15 protein-coding genes are annotated in these 18,809 nt (G+C 71.4%); 5 read left to right on the top strand and 10 right to left on the bottom strand.

From position 1 onward, the window contains the following. The first annotated feature begins 64 nt into the window (after nt 1-64). On the top strand, nt 65-1,246 hold the full coding sequence (locus ACTT8P_RS01730; RefSeq protein ID WP_442829682.1) for a pyridoxal phosphate-dependent aminotransferase: 1,182 nt from the start codon (nt 65-67) through the stop codon (nt 1,244-1,246). Here the strand turns inward: ACTT8P_RS01730 and ACTT8P_RS01725 are convergent. The 3 genes from ACTT8P_RS01725 to clpB all read right to left on the bottom strand — a co-directional run bounded on the left by ACTT8P_RS01725 (nt 1,236) and on the right by clpB (nt 6,765). Further along, nucleotides 1,236-3,344 (bottom strand): acyltransferase family protein, encoded by a 2,109-nt coding sequence (locus ACTT8P_RS01725; RefSeq protein WP_442829681.1) that lies wholly within the window; start codon nt 3,342-3,344, stop codon nt 1,236-1,238. The two genes, ACTT8P_RS01730 and ACTT8P_RS01725, sit on opposite strands and share 11 nt — an antisense overlap. 188 nt (nt 3,345-3,532) lie before the next feature. Then, nucleotides 3,533-4,063: a YbjN domain-containing protein gene (locus ACTT8P_RS01720; protein ID WP_442829680.1), complete on the bottom strand. Its 531-nt coding sequence runs from the start codon at nt 4,061-4,063 to the stop codon at nt 3,533-3,535. Between the two features lie 104 nt (nt 4,064-4,167). Beyond that, the gene (clpB, locus tag ACTT8P_RS01715; protein ID WP_442829679.1) at nt 4,168-6,765 is read right to left on the bottom strand and encodes an ATP-dependent chaperone ClpB; all 2,598 of its coding nucleotides are present in this window, start codon (nt 6,763-6,765) and stop codon (nt 4,168-4,170) included. A 152-nt stretch (nt 6,766-6,917) separates the two neighbouring features. Here clpB and ACTT8P_RS01710 point away from each other — a divergent pair, with 152 nt between their 5' ends. Next, complete coding sequence (locus tag ACTT8P_RS01710; RefSeq protein ID WP_442829678.1) at nt 6,918-7,289, top strand: pyridoxamine 5'-phosphate oxidase family protein; 372 nt, start codon at nt 6,918-6,920, stop codon at nt 7,287-7,289. Nucleotides 7,290-7,452: 163 nt separating this feature from the next. Here the strand turns inward: ACTT8P_RS01710 and ACTT8P_RS01705 are convergent, their stop codons facing one another. Then, nucleotides 7,453-7,788: a hypothetical protein gene (locus ACTT8P_RS01705; protein ID WP_442829677.1), complete on the bottom strand. Its 336-nt coding sequence runs from the start codon at nt 7,786-7,788 to the stop codon at nt 7,453-7,455. 380 nt (nt 7,789-8,168) lie between these two features. Here ACTT8P_RS01705 and ACTT8P_RS01700 point away from each other — a divergent pair, with 380 nt between their 5' ends. Both ACTT8P_RS01700 and ACTT8P_RS01695 read left to right on the top strand, forming a co-directional pair. Next, nucleotides 8,169-9,113: a helix-turn-helix transcriptional regulator gene (locus ACTT8P_RS01700; protein WP_442829676.1), complete on the top strand. Its 945-nt coding sequence runs from the start codon at nt 8,169-8,171 to the stop codon at nt 9,111-9,113. A gap of 20 nt (nt 9,114-9,133) precedes the next feature. Next, nucleotides 9,134-10,117, top strand: a complete 984-nt coding sequence (locus ACTT8P_RS01695; RefSeq protein ID WP_442829675.1) for a helix-turn-helix transcriptional regulator — start codon at nt 9,134-9,136, stop codon at nt 10,115-10,117. Here the strand turns inward: ACTT8P_RS01695 and ACTT8P_RS01690 are convergent. Further along, entirely contained in the window at nt 10,098-11,108 is a 1,011-nt protein-coding gene (locus ACTT8P_RS01690; protein ID WP_442829674.1) for a LuxR C-terminal-related transcriptional regulator, read from the bottom strand. The two genes, ACTT8P_RS01695 and ACTT8P_RS01690, sit on opposite strands and share 20 nt — an antisense overlap. A gap of 78 nt (nt 11,109-11,186) precedes the next feature. After that, entirely contained in the window at nt 11,187-12,290 is a 1,104-nt protein-coding gene (locus ACTT8P_RS01685) for a sugar ABC transporter substrate-binding protein (RefSeq protein ID WP_442829673.1), read from the bottom strand. Between the two features lie 296 nt (nt 12,291-12,586). Between ACTT8P_RS01685 and ACTT8P_RS01680 the strand changes: the two genes are divergently transcribed. Continuing rightward, nucleotides 12,587-14,308: a fibronectin type III domain-containing protein gene (locus tag ACTT8P_RS01680; protein WP_442829672.1), complete on the top strand. Its 1,722-nt coding sequence runs from the start codon at nt 12,587-12,589 to the stop codon at nt 14,306-14,308. A 65-nt stretch (nt 14,309-14,373) separates the two neighbouring features. Here the strand turns inward: ACTT8P_RS01680 and ACTT8P_RS01675 are convergent, their stop codons facing one another. From ACTT8P_RS01675 to dnaK, 4 genes are read right to left on the bottom strand one after another with little or no spacing between them, the layout of a single operon-like run. After that, a complete protein-coding gene (locus ACTT8P_RS01675) occupies nt 14,374-14,826 on the bottom strand; it encodes a heat shock protein transcriptional repressor HspR (RefSeq protein WP_442829671.1) in 453 nt (150 codons plus the stop codon). 5 nt (nt 14,827-14,831) lie between these two features. Then, nucleotides 14,832-16,013, bottom strand: coding sequence for a molecular chaperone DnaJ (gene dnaJ / locus ACTT8P_RS01670; RefSeq protein ID WP_442829670.1), 1,182 nt, complete (start codon nt 16,011-16,013; stop codon nt 14,832-14,834). A gap of 33 nt (nt 16,014-16,046) precedes the next feature. Continuing rightward, on the bottom strand, nt 16,047-16,718 hold the full coding sequence (gene grpE / locus ACTT8P_RS01665) for a nucleotide exchange factor GrpE (RefSeq protein WP_442829669.1): 672 nt from the start codon (nt 16,716-16,718) through the stop codon (nt 16,047-16,049). After that, a complete protein-coding gene (gene dnaK, locus ACTT8P_RS01660) occupies nt 16,715-18,568 on the bottom strand; it encodes a molecular chaperone DnaK (RefSeq protein ID WP_442829668.1) in 1,854 nt (617 codons plus the stop codon). Before dnaK ends, grpE begins: the two co-directional genes overlap by 4 nt. Nucleotides 18,569-18,809: the final 241 nt, after the last annotated feature.

Raw genomic sequence — 18,809 nt, 5'->3', positions numbered from 1 at the left:
GCGCGCCTCGACTCACCCCGGACGTGAGTTGATGAAGGCCGGAACTTCGGCGCAGGATGACCGGATGACCTCCAGCGCACGCCCCCTGCTCAACCGCCGGCTCGCCGAGTTCGGGACGACGATCTTCGCCGAGATGTCCGCCCTGGCCGTGCGGACCGGCGCGATCAACCTCGGGCAGGGCTTCCCGGACACGGACGGTCCCGAGGAGGTCAGGGAGGCGGCGGTACGGGCGCTGCGCGACGGCCGCGGCAACCAGTACCCGCCGGGCCCCGGCGTCCCCGAACTGCGCGCCGCGATCGCCGCCCACCAGCGGCACTGGTACGGCCTGTGCTACGACCCCGACACCGAGGTCCTGGTCACCGCCGGCGCCACGGAGGCGATCGCCGCGGCCCTGCTCGCCCTGGTGGAACCCGGCGACGAGGTGATCGCCCTGGAGCCGTACTACGACTCCTACGCCGCCTGCGTCGCGATGGCCGGCGGCGCCCGCGTCCCGGTCACCCTGCGCCCGCGCGAGGGCGCCTTCCGCCTCGACCTGGACGAACTGCGCGACGCGGTCACCGACCGCACCCGCCTCCTCCTCGTCAACACCCCGCACAACCCCACCGGCACCGTCCTGACCCGCGCCGAACTCGCGGCGATCGCCGAACTGGCCGTGGAACGCGACCTGCTGGTCGTCACCGACGAGGTCTACGAGCACCTGGTGTACGACGCCGCCGAACACGTCCCGCTGGCCTCTTTCCCCGGCATGCGCGAACGCACGGTCACCATCTCCTCCAGCGGCAAGACCTTCTCCTTCACCGGCTGGAAGGTCGGCTGGATCACCGCCGCCCCCGCCCTGCTCACGGCGGTCCGCTCGGCCAAGCAGTATCTGACGTACGTGTCGGCGGGCCCCTTCCAGTACGCGGTCGCCGAGGCCCTGGCACTCCCCGACGCCTACTTCACCGCCTTCCGCGACGACCTGCGCGCCAAGCGCGACCTGCTCGCGACCGGCCTGACGGAAGCCGGCTTCGGCGTGCACCGCCCGGCCGGCACGTACTTCGTCACCACCGACATCCGCCCCCTGGGCCACGACGACGGCTTCGCCTTCTGCCGCGCCCTCCCGGAACGCGCCGGCGTGGTCGCCGTCCCCAACGCGGTCTTCTACGACCACCGGGAACAGGGCGCGCCGTTCGTGCGGTTCGCGTTCTGCAAACGCGTCGACGTCCTGCGCGAGGCCGCCGAACGGCTGCGCGGCCTCACGGCCTGAGCCGGTCCAGGGCGCGCCCCAGCACCGGTGTGAGGGCGGCGGCGTACGCCTCCGAGAGGTGGCTGTCGTCGCGGTAGACGGGGGTGTCGGCGACGATCACGGGGCACAGGCCGGTGCGGGGGGCGCAGAGCCAGGGGGCCGGGTCGAGGATCGGGACGCCGGTGGTGGTGGCGGCGGCGCGGACGGCTTCGTGCCGGGTGGTGTCGCGGACGGCGGCCGGCCGGCGGGCGGCGCAGGCGTGCAGTTGGCGGGGGTTGCCGGCGGCGCAGTCGACCGGGTCGCCCTCGGGCCACGGGGTGTCCAGCAGGGCGACGACCCGGGCGCCGGAGGCCCGCAGGTCGCGGAAGACCTCCGCGTGGCCGGTCATCCACTGGCCGCGTCGGTCGGCGGCCGGGCGGGCCGGGTCGCCCGCGTCGGAGGAGGAGACGACGACCAGGTCCGGGCGCAGGGCGACGGTCTTCGCGACGGCGTCGGTGCGCCAGGTGTCGCAGGCCGTGTACGGCCTGCCGCCGCTGACGATGGTCACCTCGGCGGTCTTGCAGGACGCCTTCGTCAGCGAGACCAGCTTCCAGCCGCGGGCGGTCGCGAGCCGGTCGAGGGCCGGGAACCACTGCGCCGCGTGCGAGTCGCCGAACAGCACGACGGTCCGGGCGCCGGCCTGGTCCCCGTAGACACAGGGGGTGGCCCGGGTGGCGGCGTAGTCGGCGTGGCAGCCGTCCCGGTAGAGCGCGGACCGGGCGGACCGCACCTCGGGCAGTGCCGGGGAGAGGTTGCCCGGCAGCACGCCGGGGGACGCCGCGAGCAGGCCGGCCAGCCGGGCCGCGGGGTCCGGGGCGGTGGCCAGTGTCCGGGCCAGTCCGGGCGCGGGCGGGCCGGTCGCGATGGCCGGCGGGAAGGCCGCCGCCGTCAGCGCCAGTACCGCCGTCCCGGCCGACAGCGCGGCGCCCAGCGCCAGGCCCCGGCGCGGGCGTCCGGTCAGCGCCCGGTGGAACCGCACCGGGTTCTCCACCAGGCGCAGCGTCAGCCAGGCCAGGACCAGCGCCACCGCGCACAGGGTGAGCGCGAGGAGCGGTCCGGCGGTTGCGTCCGTGCGGCCCAGCGCCGCCGGGACGATGACGAGCAGCGGCCAGTGCCACAGGTACCAGCCGTAGGAGAGGCCGCCGAGCCGGACCAGGGGCCGCCACCCCAGCAGCCGGCCCGCGCCGTGCCGAGCGGAGCCGCAGCCGGCGGCCAGGACGAGTACCGCGCCCAGCACCGGCAGCAGGGCGTACCCGCCCGGGAACGGGGTCGTGTCGTCGTACCACAGGGCCGCCAGGGCGATGCCGGTCAGGCCGAGCCAGCTCAGCGGGGCGGCGACGGCGGCGGGCAGCCGGGCCGGCCGGGCCGCGCACACGGCGAGCAGGGCGCCCGCGCCCAGTTCCCAGCCGCGGGCCGGGGAGCCGAAGTACGCCCAGGGCGCCGAGGTCTCCGTCGCCACCACGCCGAACAGGAACGACCCCGCGCACAACGCCCCGAGCCCCACCGCCAGCGGCCGGCGCCGGCCGCCCGCCAGCCGCGCCCCGAGCAGCAGAAGCACCGGCCACACCACATAGAACTGCTCCTCCACCGCGAGCGACCAGAAGTGCTGGAACGGTGAGGGCGGGCCGGTCCCCGCGAGGTAGTCGGTGCCGGCCGCCGCCAGCCGGAAGTTGACCGTGTACAGCGCGCTGCCGAGGGCGTCGCCCGCGTACTCCGAAAGCCGCGTCGGCGACAGGAACAGCCAGGTCCCGGCCAGGGTGACGGCGATGACCAGCACCGCCGCGGGCAGCAGCCGCAGTGCCCGGCGGGCGTAGAAGGCGCGCAGCGAGACCCGGCCGGTGGCGGCCGGCTCGCGCAGCAGCAGGGACGTGATGAGGAAGCCGGAGATCACGAAGAAGACGTCGACCCCGACGTACCCGCCCTCGGCCCCGGCCACCCCGGCGTGCGAGAGCACCACCAGCCCGACGGCCACCGCGCGCAGCCCCTGTATGTCGGGGCGCGGGGCGGGGCGGCGGGGCGGTGGCCCGGCGGTGCCGTCCGGCGGGGCGGGGCGGACGTCGGAGAGCGTGACGCTGGGCATCGGCGGGACGGCTCCTCACGGACGGGACGGTCGTGTTCCTGTCCCTGTACTGTCCGGGTGCTGTCCGGCCGCCAGGCGGCCTCGCGGGTGAACGCGGCCGCAACATCGGGTACGTGCGGCACCTCGCGGCACACGAAAGCCCGGCCGGAACGTTCCCGGCCGGGCCCCCGCACCGCTGGCGACGACGACTACTCGTCGTCCTCCTCGGGCTTCTCCGCCCCGTCGACCTCCTGCTCCAGGCCGAGCTGCTCCACCAGCCACCGGTCGAACTCGATGGCGGCGCGCACCCAGCTCACCGTGGAGGAGACGAAGTGCTCCAGGCTCACGCCGGTGCCGATCAGCATCTGGGCCTCGCCGATCAGGCGGACCGTGCCGTCGTCATGGGTGTGCGAGTACACCTTGGGCCACAGGGTGCGCCGGTTCCAGTCGTCGGCGGACTCCAGCAGCTGCGGCTTGTCCTCGATCTGGTGCGGCCGGTCGTAGAACGTCCGCACCGAGAAGACCTGCTGGTCCCCCTCGCCGCGGAACATGAAGTACGTACGGAACTGCTCCCACGGCGCCGCGAGGTCACCCTCGTCGTCGACGACGTACTTCAGCTCCATCTGGTCGAGGAGCTGCTTCACGAGGTCCTGATCCGGGACGACGGGGCCCGCCGGGCCCTGGGGCTCGGGCTCGGGCTTGCCCCCGAAGTTCGGAATCGAGGACGGGTCGATGCTCACCGTGATTTTCCCTTCGTACGGATTCCGCCATCCTCCCCCATGCGGGGAGGGGGGTGGCAAGCCCCGGCGCGCCTGTGCCCCGGGGCGGTGGAATCAGGGTGGCGTCAGAGCGTCTTCCCGGTATCCGGCCCCACGATCAGATCGTCCCCGAACCGGTCCACCCGTACCGCGTCGCCGTCCTTGATCTCGCCGGACAGGATCTCCCGGGCGAGCCGGTCGCCGATGGCGGTCTGCACCAGGCGGCGCAGCGGGCGGGCGCCGTAGGCCGGGTCGTTGCCCTCGTCCGCGAGCCACTGAAGGGCCTCGTCGGTGATCTCCAGGGTGAGGCGCCGCTCGGCCAGCCGGCGGGACAGGGCCTGGATCTGGAGGCGGGCGATCCGGCCCAGTTCCTCCTTGCTGAGCGCCGAGAAGACGACCAGGTCGTCGAGGCGGTTGAGGAACTCCGGCTTGAAGGAGGCCCGGACCACCTCCAGGACCTGTTCCCTCTTCTCCGCCTCGGTGCTGACCGGGTCCACCAGGAACTGGCTGCCCAGGTTGGAGGTGAGGACCAGGATGGCGTTGCGGAAGTCGACCGTGCGGCCCTGCCCGTCGGTCAGCCGGCCGTCGTCCAGTACCTGGAGCAGGATGTCGAAGACCTCGGGGTGGGCCTTCTCCACCTCGTCCAGCAGGACGACGCTGTACGGGCGGCGGCGCACCGCCTCGGTGAGCTGGCCGCCCTCCTCGTAGCCGACGTAGCCGGGCGGCGCGCCGACCAGCCGGGCCACGCTGTGCTTCTCGCTGTACTCGGACATGTCGATGCGGACCATCGCCCGCTCGTCGTCGAAGAGGAAGTCGGCGAGCGCCTTGGCCAGTTCGGTCTTGCCGACGCCGGTCGGGCCGAGGAAGAGGAAGGAGCCGGTGGGGCGGTCGGGGTCGGCGATGCCGGCCCGGGAGCGGCGTACCGCGTCGGAGACCGCGCGGACCGCCTGCGTCTGGCCGATGAGCCGCTTGCCCAGCTCGTCCTCCATGCGCAGCAGCTTCTGCGTCTCGCCCTCCAGCAGGCGGCCGGCCGGGATGCCGGTCCAGGAGGCGACGACGTCGGCGATGTCGTCGGCGCCGACCTCCTCCTTGACCATCGTGTCCCGGGCGACCTCCTCCTCGGCGGCGGAGGCGGCCTCCAGGTCCCGCTCCACGTTCGGGATCTCGCCGTACAGCAGCTTGGAGGCGGAGTCGAAGTCGCCGTCGCGCTGGGCGCGTTCGGCCTGCCCGCGCAGTTCGTCGAGCTTCTCCTTCAGCTCGCCGACCCGGTTGAGGGACTGCTTCTCCTTCTCCCAGCGGGCGGTGAGGCCGCGCAGTTCCTCCTCCTTGTCGGCGAGGTCGCGGCGCAGCTTCTCCAGCCGCTGGAGGGAGGCGGCGTCGGTCTCCCGGCCGATGGCCAGCTCCTCCATCTTCAGCCGGTCCACGGCGCGCTGGAGTTCGTCGATCTCGACCGGGGACGAGTCGATCTCCATGCGCAGCCGGGAGGCCGCCTCGTCGACCAGGTCGATGGCCTTGTCGGGCAGGAAGCGGGAGGTGATGTACCGGTCGGAGAGGGTGGCGGCGGCCACCAGCGCGCTGTCCGCGATCTGCACCTTGTGGTGGGCCTCGTAGCGGCCCTTGAGGCCGCGCAGGATCGCGATGGAGTCCTCGACGGACGGCTCCGCCACCAGCACCTGCTGGAAGCGGCGCTCCAGCGCCGGGTCCTTCTCGATCCGCTCGCGGTACTCGTCCAGCGTGGTCGCGCCGACCATCCGCAGCTCGCCGCGGGCCAGCATCGGCTTGAGCATGTTGCCCGCGTCCATCGCGGAGTCGCCGCCCGCGCCGGCCCCCACGACGGTGTGCAGCTCGTCGATGAAAGTGATGATCTGACCGTCCGAGTCCTTGATCTCGGCCAGTACGGTCTTCAGCCGCTCCTCGAACTCACCGCGGTACTTCGCGCCCGCCACCATCGCGCCGAGGTCCAGCGCGACCAGCCGCTTGTTCTTCAGCGACTCGGGCACGTCGCCCTTGACGATGCGCTGGGCGAGCCCTTCGACGACGGCGGTCTTGCCGACGCCCGGCTCACCGATCAGCACCGGGTTGTTCTTGGTACGGCGGGACAGCACCTGCACCACGCGGCGGATCTCGGTGTCCCGGCCGATGACCGGGTCGAGCTTGCCCTCACGCGCGGCGGCCGTGAAGTCGGTGCCGAACTTCTCCAGCGCCTTGTACTGGCCCTCCGGGTCCGCGGTGGTCACCCGGCGCCCTCCCCTCGCCTTCTGGAAGGCCTCCTGAAGCTTCTTCGCGGTGGCCCCCTGCTCCTTGAGCACCTCACCGGCCGCACCGCCCTTGGCGGCGATGCCGATCAGGAGGTGTTCGGTGGAGAGGTACTCGTCGCCGAGGTCCGTGGCCCGCGTCTGGGCGTCGGCGACGACCGCGAGCATCTCACGGCTGGGCTGCGGCGGGGCGACCGTGGACCCGGTCACGCTGGGCAGCGAGGCCAGCACCCGCTCGGCGCCGGTGCGGACGGCGACCTGGTCGGCGTCGACGGCGGTGAGCAGGTCGGTGATGTTCTCGTTCTCCTGACCCTGGAGCAGGGCCAGGAGCAGGTGGGCGGGGGTGAGGTCCGGGTGTCCCTCGGTCACGGCCCGGTTGCTGGCCGCGTTGATCGCGTCCCGGCTCCGGTTGGTCAGCTCGGCGTCCACGTTCGGGTTCTCCTCCTGGCGACTGACTCAGCAAGGTCCTGACTGAAGCAACATACGTAAAGTTGAGTCTATTCCACTCAAGGGGCGTTCGGGGGACTGGCGGCGATGCCAACCGGAACGAGTACCCGACCCCCCGTATAGGTTCCCGTTCCATGGACCTCGACTTCTGGCGGGAACGGCACCTGTGCACCCTGACCACGCTGCGGCCGGACGGCTCCCCGCACGTGGTGCCGGTGGGGGCGACCTACGATCCGGCGGCCCGGCTGGTCCGGGTGATCACGGACCGGGCGAGCGCGAAGGCGCGGTACGTGCTGGCGGGCGGGGCGGCGGGGGTGCGGGCCGCCGTCTGCCAGGTGGACGGCGGGCGGTGGGCCACGCTGGAGGGGCGGGCCGTCGTCCGCACCGGGCCCGAGGAGGTCGCCGAGGCGGTGCGGCGGTACACGGAGCGGTACCGGCCACCGCGGCCGAATCCGACCCGGGTGGTCATCGAGATCACGGTGGAGCGGGCGCTGGGGCACGGGTGAGGGGCCGCACGGGCGGGGGGCCGCCGCCGGGCCAGGTCGGCCGAAACGGGGCGATGGCCCCGGAAAACCATGAAAAACTGCAGCGGCGTCACCGTGTTCAGGTCACGGTGACGCCGCTGCCGGGGGAAGCACCTGAGCGATCTTTTACGACGGGGGAATCGCGTCAGGCACTGCGGGGGGTGGCAGAGATGGTCCTCAGATCGGAGTCCTCCGACGGCACGAGCCGGTGGTCCCGCTGATCAAGGTTCACAAAGATCATTCCGTACCGGATGGCACACCGGACCGGCTGCGGCGCCCCCCGGGGCCGCCGCAGACACCGGTACGCCCGCACGTCGTCGTCCTCGTCCCGGGTGACGACGACCGGTTCGCCGAACACGGTCACCATCAGCGAGTCACCGCTGTGGGGGATGGCGGTGACCAGGTCGATGAAGTGCCAGCCGGACCGGTAGGCGGTGGCCATCTCACGACGGAACGAGCGGTCGTCCGGTGGAGTGGTCATCGGTCATCCCCACGTGCTGTCGGCTTCACCGAGCGCAGCGGTGGTGACAGCCGCGCCGTCGCCCACGGCAACAGTGGAGTGAGCCATTCCCCAGGTACTGTCCGCCACCTTGGCATCGCTGCTCGCGCCCACGAGGCCACTGGCTGCCCCCATGGCCACAACGGCGGAGAAGGCGGCGACAAGCACCGAGCGAAGCATTCTCTTTCGCATAGTCGGCTTCGTCCTCACTTGAAGGTCCCCTCTTCCCCCGTCGAACAAGACGATGGCTCATTCGGGCACGTCATGGCCACACAATCAGTGCATCATGTTCCTGCATGTTCAGGACCCTGGGGGGTGGAGATTTGATATCGAATCGGACTAAAGCATCACATCCCCATGCGATGTCCGAACTGTGCGAGGAGGGCGCCCGGCTCTACGCGACCGCTCTGCGCTCGGGCCGCGTCGCACGTGAAGAGGCCGAACACGCCCCGTGCCTGATCGAGGACGGCCTGCTCCACCCCGACCCGGACGATCCGGGCTGGCTGCGCCCGGTGCCGCCGTCCATCGCCCTGGCCCAGCGGCTCAATCCCATCGAGCGGGAGATCGCCGAGCGCCGGCGGCTGTCGGTCGCGATGGCCGAGACCTTCGAACCCTTCATGGCGCTCAGCGCGCAGACCACCTCCCGCACCCACTCCATCACGGTGCTGGAAGGGCTGGACCGGATCAACTCGGCGCTGGACCTGGCCACCGCCGAGTGCCAGGGCGAGATGCTCACCGTCCAGCCCTCCAGCCGGCGGCTGGAACACACCCTCCTGCAAGGGCTGGAGCGCGACCGGCCGCTGATCGAACGCGGGGTGCGGATCAGGACCCTGTACCAGCACACCGCCCGCTACAGTCCCGAGACCCTCGGCTACGTCTCCCAGTTCTCCGAGGGCAAGGTCGAGTACCGCACCATCGACGAACTGGTGGAACGCCTCATCATCTGCGACGAGACGGTCGCCTTCATCCCCACCCGGGACGACCGCCAGGTCGCGCTGGAGCTGCGCCACCCCGGTCTCGTCCGCTACCTCATCAAGGTCTTCGAGTTCATGTGGGCCCGCGCCGTGCCGCTGAGCACCGGCGCCCCCTACGAGACCGCCCCCGACGGCATCACCGAGATCCAGCACTCCATCGCCAAGCTCCTGGTGGAGGGCCACGTCGACGAGGCGATCGCCCGGCGGCTCGGCATGAACGTACGCACCTGCCGCGCCCACATAGCCAAGCTCGCCCAGGCCCTGGGCAGCGGGAGCCGGGCCCAGCTCGGCTATCTCATAGCCCAGTCCGGGATACTGAACCAGGACCACTGACGCCGAGGGGGCAGTCACGCGTGAGGGCGACGGCACACGACCACGGGGGCGAAGAACTCTGTCCGGCCGGCCTGGACCTGTACACCCGCGCGCTGCACGACGGCCAGGTCCCCGCCGCGGCGGCCGAGGCGGCCCCCTGTCTGATCGACACCGGTCTGCTGTCCCCGGCCGTCGAGGCCCCGGACCGGCTGGAGCCCGTGGCCCCGGCCGTCGCCCTGCACCGGCTGCTGCGCGCCGCCGAGACGCGCGTCGCGCACGAGCGGCGGCGGGAGGAGCGGCTGGCGGAGACCTTCGCCCCGCTGCTGCGGCTGGGCCACCCGGACTCGGCCGGCGAGGGCACCCCGGTCCTGAGAATGCTCAGCGGCAAGGAGCGCATCGACCGGACCGTCGGCGAGGCCATGGCCGACGCCACCGACGAGGTCCTCACCATCCAGCCGCACACCGCGCACATCGGCCCGCCGCCCCAGGTGCACGAACCCGCCCTGGCACGCGACCAGGCCTTCCTCGACCGCGGCGGCCGCATCCGCACCCTGTACCAGCACACCCTGCGGTACGCCCCCACCGTCCTGGCCCGCTACGAGCGGCTCACCGGCGACGTACAGGCCCGCACCCTGGACGAGGTCACCGAACGCCTGATCCTGCTGGACCGCACGGTGGTCTACATCCCCGCCAACGCCGACCGCACCCTCGCCCTGGAGATCCGCCACCCCGCCCTCGTCTCCTACTTCGCCACCGTCTTCGACCGCCTCTGGCGCCTGGCCACCCCCATGTACCCGAACGCCGTGCAGCCGCCCACCCTGGACGGTGTCACCCCCCGGCAGCGGGCCATCGCCGCGCTGCTGGTGGAGGGGCACACCGACGCCGTCGTCGCCGAGCGGCTCGGGCTGAACGTGCGGACCGCGCGGGAGCACATCGCCAAGCTGTCCGCCACGCTCGGCAGCGAGAGCCGGGCCCAGCTCGGCTATCTCATCGCCCGGTCGGGAATCATGGACCGGGCGGACTGACCGGCGGCGGCTGCGGCCCGTCCAGTCCCGCCTGGGCCAGCCGCACGCCCAGCTGGGTACGGCTCGCCGCGCCCAGCGTCTCCGACAGCCGGGCGATGTGCGCCCGGCAGGTCCGTACGCTGATCCCCAGCCGCTCCGCGATCACCGCGTCCTGGTGGCCCTCGGCCAGCAGCGCCGCGATGGACCGCTCGCGGTGCGAGATGCCCTCGATGCCGGTGTCCGGCAGCGGCGCGGTGATCGGCAGCGCGAGCCGCCACAGCCGTTCGAAGACGGTGACGAGGTACTCCACCAGCGCCGGGTGGCGCAGCTCAAGGGCCATCGTGCGCTCCGCGTTGGCGGGTACGAAGGCCACCGTGCGGTCGAACAGGATCAGCCGGTCGATCACCTCGTCCAGCGTCCGCGCCTCCACCGCGTCGCCCATCAGCTCCATGTAGTGCAGCAGCCCCTGCCCGTGCCGGGCGACATGCGTGTACAGGTCCCGCATCCGCACCCCGCGCCCGCGCAGCGCCAGCGCCCGGTGCAGCCCCTCGGAGAGTTCGTGCTCGCGCCGGATGCCGCCGGGCTGCACGGTCAGCACCTCCGTCGTGCAGGCCCGCGTCGCCTCGTCCATCGCCGCTTGGATCCGGCCCAGCCCGTCCAGCACCCGGATCGCCGCCGTGCCCTCGGCCGCCACCGGCCGGCGCTCCGCGCCCAGACCGGCGTACCGCTCGAAGGCGGCGACCGCCGCGCCCATCCGCCGCTGCCCGGCGCTGACCTCGTCGTACACCTCGCGCAGCAGCCGGGACATGACCTCCCGCGGCGCGGTCGGCACCAGCCAGTCCATGTCGTCGGGGTCGGGGTGCAGCAGCGCCAGGTCCAGCAGACAGGGCACCGCCTCGGCGTCCCGGCGCGGCACCCGGCCCCGCCGCACCGCTTGGGCGTACACGTGGTCCCCGGCCTCGCACAGTCGGTCAGCACCGTGTGGATGCCCGTCCGTCCCGTGCCCGGCCATCGCCCAGCCCACCCCCGCGTCCCGCGCCCTTCCGCAGCGCAACTATGCGCGGCCGGGACCGGCTGTGCAACAAGCGGCCTACTTCAGACCGGCCCGCGCGCAGGCGTCCTGGTACGCGGCGGTGCAGATGTCGGAGACCTGGTAGATGCCGTCGGTGATGACGGTCTGCTTGATGTTCTTCTTGGTCAGGGCGACGACGGTGACCAACTGGGCGGGAATGTCCTGGTCGGTGGGGCTGTCCACCTTGTCGGTGGTGAGCGCGTCGAACTGGATGTCCTTGCCCTGCACCCGGGCCACCGCCATCTCGGCGGCGTTCTCCGCCTCCTGCGGGTAGGACTTGTACACGCTCATGTACTGCTCGCCGGTGACGATCCGGCGCACCGCGTCCAGGTCGGCGTCCTGCCCGGTGACCGGCGGCAGCTCGGTGACGCCGGCCGCCTTGAGCGCCTTGATGACGCCGCCCGCCATGCCGTCGTTGGCGGAGTAGACCCCGGCGATCTGGTCCACGCCGAGCTTGTCGATCGCCTCGGTCATGTTCTGCTCGGCGTTCTCCGGCTTCCAGTCCTTGGTGTCGTACTGGGCGCCGACCACTACGTTCCCGGCCAGTTCGGTCAGCGCGCCGGCCTTGAACTGGCGGGCGTTGGGGTCGGTGGAGGAGCCGTTCATCATGACGATGGTGCTGGTGGCGGAGTCGCTGCCGAGCGCCTCGAGGAGGGAGCGGCCCTGCACTTCCCCCACCAGTTCGTTGTCGAACGAGATGTACGCGTCGATCGGCCCCTCGGCCAGCCGGTCGTATGCGATCACCGGGATGCCCGCCGCCTTGGCCTTCTTCACTCCGCTCGCGATGGCGTGCGAGTCGACCGCGTCCAGCACGATGACGTCGACCCCGTCGTCGACCATCCGCTGCAGCTGCTGGGCCTGCTTGCCGGCGCTCGCGTCGGCGTTGGCGTACTCCACCGTGCCCCGGCCGCCGGTCAGCTCGTCCACCTTCTTCTTGAAGATGGGGTGGTCGAACTGCTCGTAACGGGTGTTGTCCTTCTCCGGGAGCAGCAGACCGACCGTGAGGTCGTCGCCCTTGGTCGGGCTGGCGTCGTCGCTGCCGCCCGACACGTTCAGCGCTCCGCAGGCCGTCAGCGAAACGGTCATCGTGGACGTCGCCACGGATATGGCGATACGACGCATGCAGGAGATCACTTCTGGTGCCTTCCGGACGCGGTGGCCGCATTGCGACCCAGGTGACTGAAAAGACAACGCGCAGTCCTACCCGGCCGTCAAGCGATACCACTTAACGAGATCGCAACATCACACTGCGCACCCGGCATGAAGTGTCAGTGATCATTCCCTCAACTTTCCTTCACACAAAGGCCGTCGGGCCTCCGCAACCGGCCGCACAAGATCCGTACAACCAACTCCAATCCTCACGAGTCGTGATCACGGAGGCTGCTCCTCGCCTCCGCTGTTTTCGAGCAGAGGACCGAATGAACTCAGCCAGTCGCACGACCACGGCCGCCGCCTCGGCCGCCGTCGTGCTCGCCACCGCGGGCGGACTGCTCACCGTCGCCGCCGCGCCCGCCTCCGCAGCCGTCAGCTGCGCCTCCCCCGTCTTCAAGCGGCAGTTCTTCGCGAACACCACGTTCGCCGGGACCGCGAAGAAGACCGACTGCGACTCGGTGATCGACCAGAACTGGGGCACCGGCGCCCCCGCCGCCGGCCTGCCGGCCAACAACTTCGGCGTCCGCTGGTCGGTGACCCGGGACTTCGGCTCCGGCGGCCCGTTCGCCTTCACCGCCGCCACCCAGGACGGCATCCGGGTCTATCTCGACGGCACCCGCAAGGTCGACGTGTGGAAGAACGTGTCGTCCACGCAGAAGAAGACGGCCAACGTCACCATCCCCAAGGGCAAGCACACCCTGCGGATCGACTTCGTCAACTGGACCGGCAAGGCGAACGTCGCGTTCTCCTACGCGCCCCGCACTTCGTCCTCGGCCGACAAGGCCAAGCCGCTCACCCCCACCGGGGCGTCGGTCACCTACGACAAGGCCACCGGCAAGGCGAAGGCCACCTGGACGAAGAACAAGGAGATGGACCTCGCCGGCTACCGCGTCTACCGCCGCCTGAAGGGCACCTCGTACGCCACCAAGCCGCTCGCCACGACCACCTCGACGTCGTACACGGACAGCACCCTGCCGAAGACCGGCGAGACGTACTACTACGAGCTCCGCGCCTACGACAAGGCGGGCAACGAGTCGGCGGGCACGGCCGACCAGGGCGTCACCACCGCCGACACGACCGCGCCCGCCGCGCCCGCCGCGCCGGTCACCGCCTCGGAGGCGACCGGTCTGCGCCTGACCTGGAGCGCGGTCGCCGACGCCGCCTCCTACCGGGTGTACCGCGCGGCGAGCGCCGACGGCACCTACGCCCGGCTCGCGACCGTCACCGGCCAGGTCTCCCACCTGGACACCTCGGCCGTCGAGGGCACCACCTACTTCTACCGGGTGACCGCCCTCGACCCGGCCGGCAACGAGTCCGCGCGCTCCGCCGCCGTGAGCGGCAAGCGCCGTGACCTCACCCCGCCGTCCGCCGTCACCGGGGTGACCGCGACCGCGACCGAGTACGGCTTCCGGCTCAGCTGGGACGCCAACCCCACCCCCGACCTGGCCCGTTACGTGGTCCGCCGCGGTGAACTGCTCGGCGACGAGGGCGAGCGGATCTGCTCCCTGAGCGCCGGCTACTACGTCTTCGCCGACACCACCTCCTACGACTACACCACCCTCCCGGACGGCGAGGAGTCCTGCTTCGTCGTGGACGCCGTCGACACCGCCGGCAACTCGGCCTTCCAGTGGACCGGCGAGGCGCAGGTCGTCACCGCGACCGAGCTGGACACCACACCCGCCACCGCCACCCCGGACGGCTCCCCGCTGACCCTCACCGCCACCGGCGCCGAGGGCGACGAGGGCAATCTGCTGGAGTGGTACGGGCTCGGCGAGTCGGCGCCCGAGCAGGCGGGCGGCTACCGCGTCTACCGCTGGAACCCGGCCGCCTCGGCGTACGAGAAGATCGCCGACCTCGGCGCGGGCGCCGTCCGGTACTTCGACACCGGGGCCCGGCGCGGCACCACGTCGTACTACTGGGTCACCGCGGTCGCCGCGGACGGCACGGAGTCCGTGCCGGCGGGCGACTGGGCGGTCACCGCACCCTGACCCCGCATGAGAGAAGCCGGGCCCACCTGTTCAGGCGGGCCCGGCTTCTTGGCGTTCACGCGCGGTCAGTCCGACGACTGCCGGCCCTTGGGCCGCCACACCACCAGCGCGCTGGTCTGCTGGACCTCCTGGTACGGGACCAGGTCCCGGCGGTAGGAGGCGTGCACCGCGGCCTCGCGCTGCCGCATCGCCGCCGCCGCGCCGTCCAGGGCGGCCTCCATCTCGGCCACCCGGGCCTGGAGCGCCGCGACCTGGTTCTCCAGTTCGATGATGCGTTTGATGCCGGCCAGGTTGATGCCCTCGTCCTGCGACAACTGCTGCACCGTGCGCAGCAGTTCGATGTCCCGGGCCGAGTAGCGCCGGCCCCGGCCGGCGGTGCGGTCCGGGGAGACCAGGCCCAGACGGTCGTACTGACGCAGGGTCTGCGGGTGCAGGCCGGACAGCTGGGCCGCCACCGAGATGACGTAGACCGGGGTTTCCTCGGTCAGTTCATACGGATTGCGTCGACGACCGTCCATCTCCGTCAAGCTCCCTTCGCGGCCTCGAACAGCTCCGCCCGCGGATCCTCGTCCGCGGTCGCCTCGCGATACGCCTCCAGTGCCTCACGAGCCTTCCCCGTCAGGTCCTTCGGAACACTCACCTCGACGGTGACCAGCAGATCGCCGCGGGTGCCGTCCTTGCGGACCGCGCCCTTGCCGCGGGCCCGCATGGTCCGCCCGTTGGGCGTGCCGGCCGGCAGCTTCAGCGTGACCGGCGGGCCGCCCAGGGTGGGCACCCTGACCTCCCCGCCGAGCGCCGCCTCCGCGTACGTCACCGGCACGGTGACCGTGAGGTTGTCGCCCTTGCGGCCGAAGACGGAGTGGTCCTTGACGTGCACCACCACGTACAGGTCGCCCGCCGGACCGCCGCGCTCGCCCGGCGTGCCCTTGCCGCGCAGCCGGATGCGCTGCCCGTCGGAGACCCCGGCCGGGATGCGGACCTGCATGGTCCGGGAGGACTTGGCGCGTCCGGAGCCCTTGCAGACGTCGCAGGGGTGCTCCGCGATCAGACCGCGGCCCTTGCAGTCCGGGCAGGGGTCGGTCAGCGAGAACCCGCCGCCCGAACCCCGGGTCACCTGGCCGGTGCCGACGCAGGTCGGGCACACCCGGGGCGTGCCGTTCTTGTCGCCGGTGCCCGAACACGCCTTGCAGGGCGCCTGCGAGGACATCCTGAGCGGCACGGTCGCGCCCTCGATGGCCTCCGTGAAGCTCAGCGTGACCTCGGACTCGATGTCCTGGCCGCGCCTGGGCTGGGTCCGGGTGCCGCCCGCGGTGCCCCGGTTGAACAGGCCCCCGAAGACGTCACCGATGCCGCCGCCGAAGCCGCCGGCCCCCTGTCCGCCGCCCTGCGCGCCGCCTCCGAAGAGGTCGCCCAGGTCGAAGTTGAAGGTGCCGCCGCCCGCTCCCGGCCCCGGGCGGAAGCCCCCGTTGCCGAAGAGCGCGCGTGCCTCGTCGTACTCCTTGCGCTTCTTGGGGTCGCCGAGGATGTCGTTCGCCTCGGAGATCTCCTTGAAGCGTTCCTCCGCCTTGGCGTTGCCCTTGTTGGCGTCCGGGTGGTTCTCGCGGGCGAGTTTCCGGTACGCCTTCTTGATCTCGGCGTCGGTGGCGTCCTTGGGGACGCCGAGGACCTTGTAGTAGTCCTTCTCGATGAAGTCCTTGGTGCTCATCCCCGACGTCCCTCCTTCCTGCCGCTCACAAGCTCAGCCCTCGTCCGGGCCACCGCTCTCCTTGTCCTCGGCGGCGTCCGCCGTCGGCTCGGTGTTCTCCTCGGCCGGCTTGACCGTCTGCGCCCCGGGCTGGGGCTCGGCGACGGCCACCCGCGCGGGGCGGATGGTGCGCTCGCCGATCCGGTACCCGGGCTGGAGGATCGCCACGCAGGTCGTCTCGGTGACGTCCGGCGCGTAACTGTGCATCAGGGCCTCGTGGATGGTCGGGTCGAAGGGCTCGCCCTCCTTGCCGAACTGCTGAAGGCCCAGCTTGGTGGCGACCGCCTCCAGCGACTCGCCGACGCCCTTGAAACCGCCGACCAGTTCGCCGTGTTCCCGGGCCCGGCCGATGTCGTCGAGGACGGGGAGCAGCTCGGTCAGCAGGTTCGCGGTGGCGACCTCCTTGACGGCGACCCGGTCCCGCTCGACCCGGCGGCGGTAGTTCTGGTACTCGGCCTGGAGCCGCTGGAGGTCGGCGGTGCGCTCGCCCAGCGCGGTGCGCACCTGGTCCAGCTGGGCCACCAGGCCCGCGTTCTGGCTCGCGTCCCCGGCCGGGGCCGCCCCCGCCTCCGAGGAGGAGGGGGCGGCCTTCGGCTCGGCGTCTTCGGAGGTGGCGCCGGAGGGGACGTCGGGCTTCTCGTCAAAACCCGGGGTCTCCTCCGTCACGCGGCACCGTCCTTGCGCTCGTCGTCGACGATCTCGGCGTCCACGACGTCGTCGTCGGCCTTGGACTGACCGGCACCGGCGCCGCCCGGCGCCTCGCCGCCGGCCGCCTGCGCGCCCTGGGCGTCGGCGTACATGGCCTGGCCGAGCTTCTGCGAGACGGCCGCGACCTTCTCGGTGGCGGTGCGGATCTCGGCGGTGTCCTCGCCCTTGAGCTTCTCCTTCAGCTCGCCGACGGCGGTCTCCACCTCGGTCTTGACGTCACCGGGGACCTTGTCCTCGTTGTCCTTGAGGAACTTCTCGGTCTGGTAGACGAGCTGCTCGCCCTGGTTGCGGGTCTCGGCGGCCTCGCGGCGGGCGTGGTCCTCCTCCGCGTACTTCTCGGCCTCTTCGCGCATCCGGTTGACCTCGTCCTTCGGCAGCGAGGAGCCACCGGTGACGGTCATCTTCTGCTCCTTGCCCGTGCCCAGGTCCTTCGCGGTCACGTGCATGATGCCGTTGGCGTCGATGTCGAAGGAGACCTCGATCTGCGGGACGCCGCGCGGCGCCGGCGGCAGCCCGGTCAGCTCGAACATCCCGAGCTTCTTGTTGTACGCCGCGATCTCGCGCTCGCCCTGGTAGACCTGGATCTGCACGGACGGCTGGTTGTCCTCGGCGGTGGTGAAGATCTCGGACCGCTTGGTCGGGATCGTCGTGTTCCGCTCGATCAGCTTGGTCATGATGCCGCCCTTGGTCTCGATGCCGAGGGACAGCGGGGTGACGTCGAGCAGCAGGACGTCCTTGACCTCGCCCTTGAGCACACCGGCCTGGAGGGCGGCGCCGATCGCGACGACCTCGTCCGGGTTGACGCCCTTGTTGGCGTCCTTGCCGCCGGTCAGCTCGCGGACCAGCTCGGCGACGGCCGGCATCCGGGTGGAGCCGCCGACGAGAACGACGTGGTCGATCTCGCTGAGCTGGATGCCCGCGTCCTTGATCACGTTGTGGAACGGCGTCTTGCAGCGCTCCAGCAGGTCCGCGGTCAGCTGCTGGAACTGGGCCCGGGTGAGCTTCTCGTCCAGGTGCAGCGGGCCCTCGGCGGAGGCCGTGATGTAGGGCAGGTTGATCGAGGTCTCGGTGGACGAGGACAGCTCGATCTTCGCCTTCTCGGCGGCCTCGCGCAGGCGCTGGAGCGCCATCTTGTCCTTGCTCAGGTCCACGCCGTGACCGGACTGGAACTGCTTGACCAGGTAGTCGACGACGCGCTGGTCCCAGTCGTCACCACCGAGGTGGTTGTCACCGTTGGTGGCCTTCACCTCGACGACGCCGTCGCCGATCTCCAGCAGCGACACGTCGAAGGTGCCGCCACCGAGGTCGAAGACCAGGATCGTCTGGTCGTCCTTGTCGAGGCCGTACGCCAGCGCGGCGGCGGTCGGCTCGTTGACGATGCGCAGGACGTTCAGACCGGCGATCTCGCCGGCCTCCTTCGTCGCCTGCCGCTCCGAGTCGTTGAAGTACGCCGGGACGGTGATGACCGCGTCGGTGACCTTCTCGCCCAGGTACGCCTCGGCGTCCCGCTTCAGCTTCTGCAGCACGAAGGCGCTGATCTGCTGCGGGTTGAAGTCTTTGCCGTCCAGGTTGATCTTCCAGTCGGTGCCCATGTGGCGCTTGACCGACCGGATGGTCCTGTCGACGTTCGTGACCGCCTGGCGCTTGGCCACCTCGCCGACGAGGACTTCGCCGTTCTTGGCGAAGGCGACGACGGACGGCGTGGTCCTGGCGCCCTCTGCGTTGGTGATGACGGTGGGCTCGCCGCCTTCAAGAACGCTGACGACGGAGTTAGTCGTGCCCAGGTCGATGCCGACCGCACGTGCCATGGTGATTTCCTCCAGCTGACTTGAGTGGAACAGGCTCAAGTGTGCACGACGACGTCCGCCGGGTCAACAGACATGAGCCGAGTCGACTCAACTCTTATCCGCCCCTTACGCGCAACGACGCGTCGACGGTCAGGGTCGCCTCAGCGACACAGATCACGACACGGCCGACTACAGTGCGGCGGAGAATGGGGGGTACCCTCATACAGACTGCATAAGCTACCGCTCAGTAATACCGCCCCCC

Origin of the sequence: Streptomyces sp. JW3, from assembly GCF_052216785.1 — a bacterium.
GTDB lineage: Bacteria > Actinomycetota > Actinomycetes > Streptomycetales > Streptomycetaceae > Streptomyces.
Note: the sequence above shows the minus strand (reverse complement) of the source record. Positions and strands in the feature narration are given on the sequence as shown.

What these genes read in the sequence shown, in the direction of transcription:
- ACTT8P_RS01690 (WP_442829674.1), bottom strand. Translation starts at nt 11,108, where the DNA reads ATGGCCGGGCACGGGACGGACGGGCATCCACACGGTGCTGACCGACTG.
- ACTT8P_RS01680 (WP_442829672.1), top strand. Translation starts at nt 12,587, where the DNA reads ATGAACTCAGCCAGTCGCACGACCACGGCCGCCGCCTCGGCCGCCGTC.
- ACTT8P_RS01675 (WP_442829671.1), bottom strand. Translation starts at nt 14,826, where the DNA reads ATGGACGGTCGTCGACGCAATCCGTATGAACTGACCGAGGAAACCCCG.
- ACTT8P_RS01685 (WP_442829673.1), bottom strand. Translation starts at nt 12,290, where the DNA reads ATGCGTCGTATCGCCATATCCGTGGCGACGTCCACGATGACCGTTTCG.
- dnaK (WP_442829668.1), bottom strand. Translation starts at nt 18,568, where the DNA reads ATGGCACGTGCGGTCGGCATCGACCTGGGCACGACTAACTCCGTCGTC.
- ACTT8P_RS01725 (WP_442829681.1), bottom strand. Translation starts at nt 3,344, where the DNA reads ATGCCCAGCGTCACGCTCTCCGACGTCCGCCCCGCCCCGCCGGACGGC.
- ACTT8P_RS01700 (WP_442829676.1), top strand. Translation starts at nt 8,169, where the DNA reads ATGTCCGAACTGTGCGAGGAGGGCGCCCGGCTCTACGCGACCGCTCTG.
- ACTT8P_RS01730 (WP_442829682.1), top strand. Translation starts at nt 65, where the DNA reads ATGACCTCCAGCGCACGCCCCCTGCTCAACCGCCGGCTCGCCGAGTTC.
- ACTT8P_RS01705 (WP_442829677.1), bottom strand. Translation starts at nt 7,788, where the DNA reads ATGACCACTCCACCGGACGACCGCTCGTTCCGTCGTGAGATGGCCACC.
- dnaJ (WP_442829670.1), bottom strand. Translation starts at nt 16,013, where the DNA reads ATGAGCACCAAGGACTTCATCGAGAAGGACTACTACAAGGTCCTCGGC.
- ACTT8P_RS01710 (WP_442829678.1), top strand. Translation starts at nt 6,918, where the DNA reads ATGGACCTCGACTTCTGGCGGGAACGGCACCTGTGCACCCTGACCACG.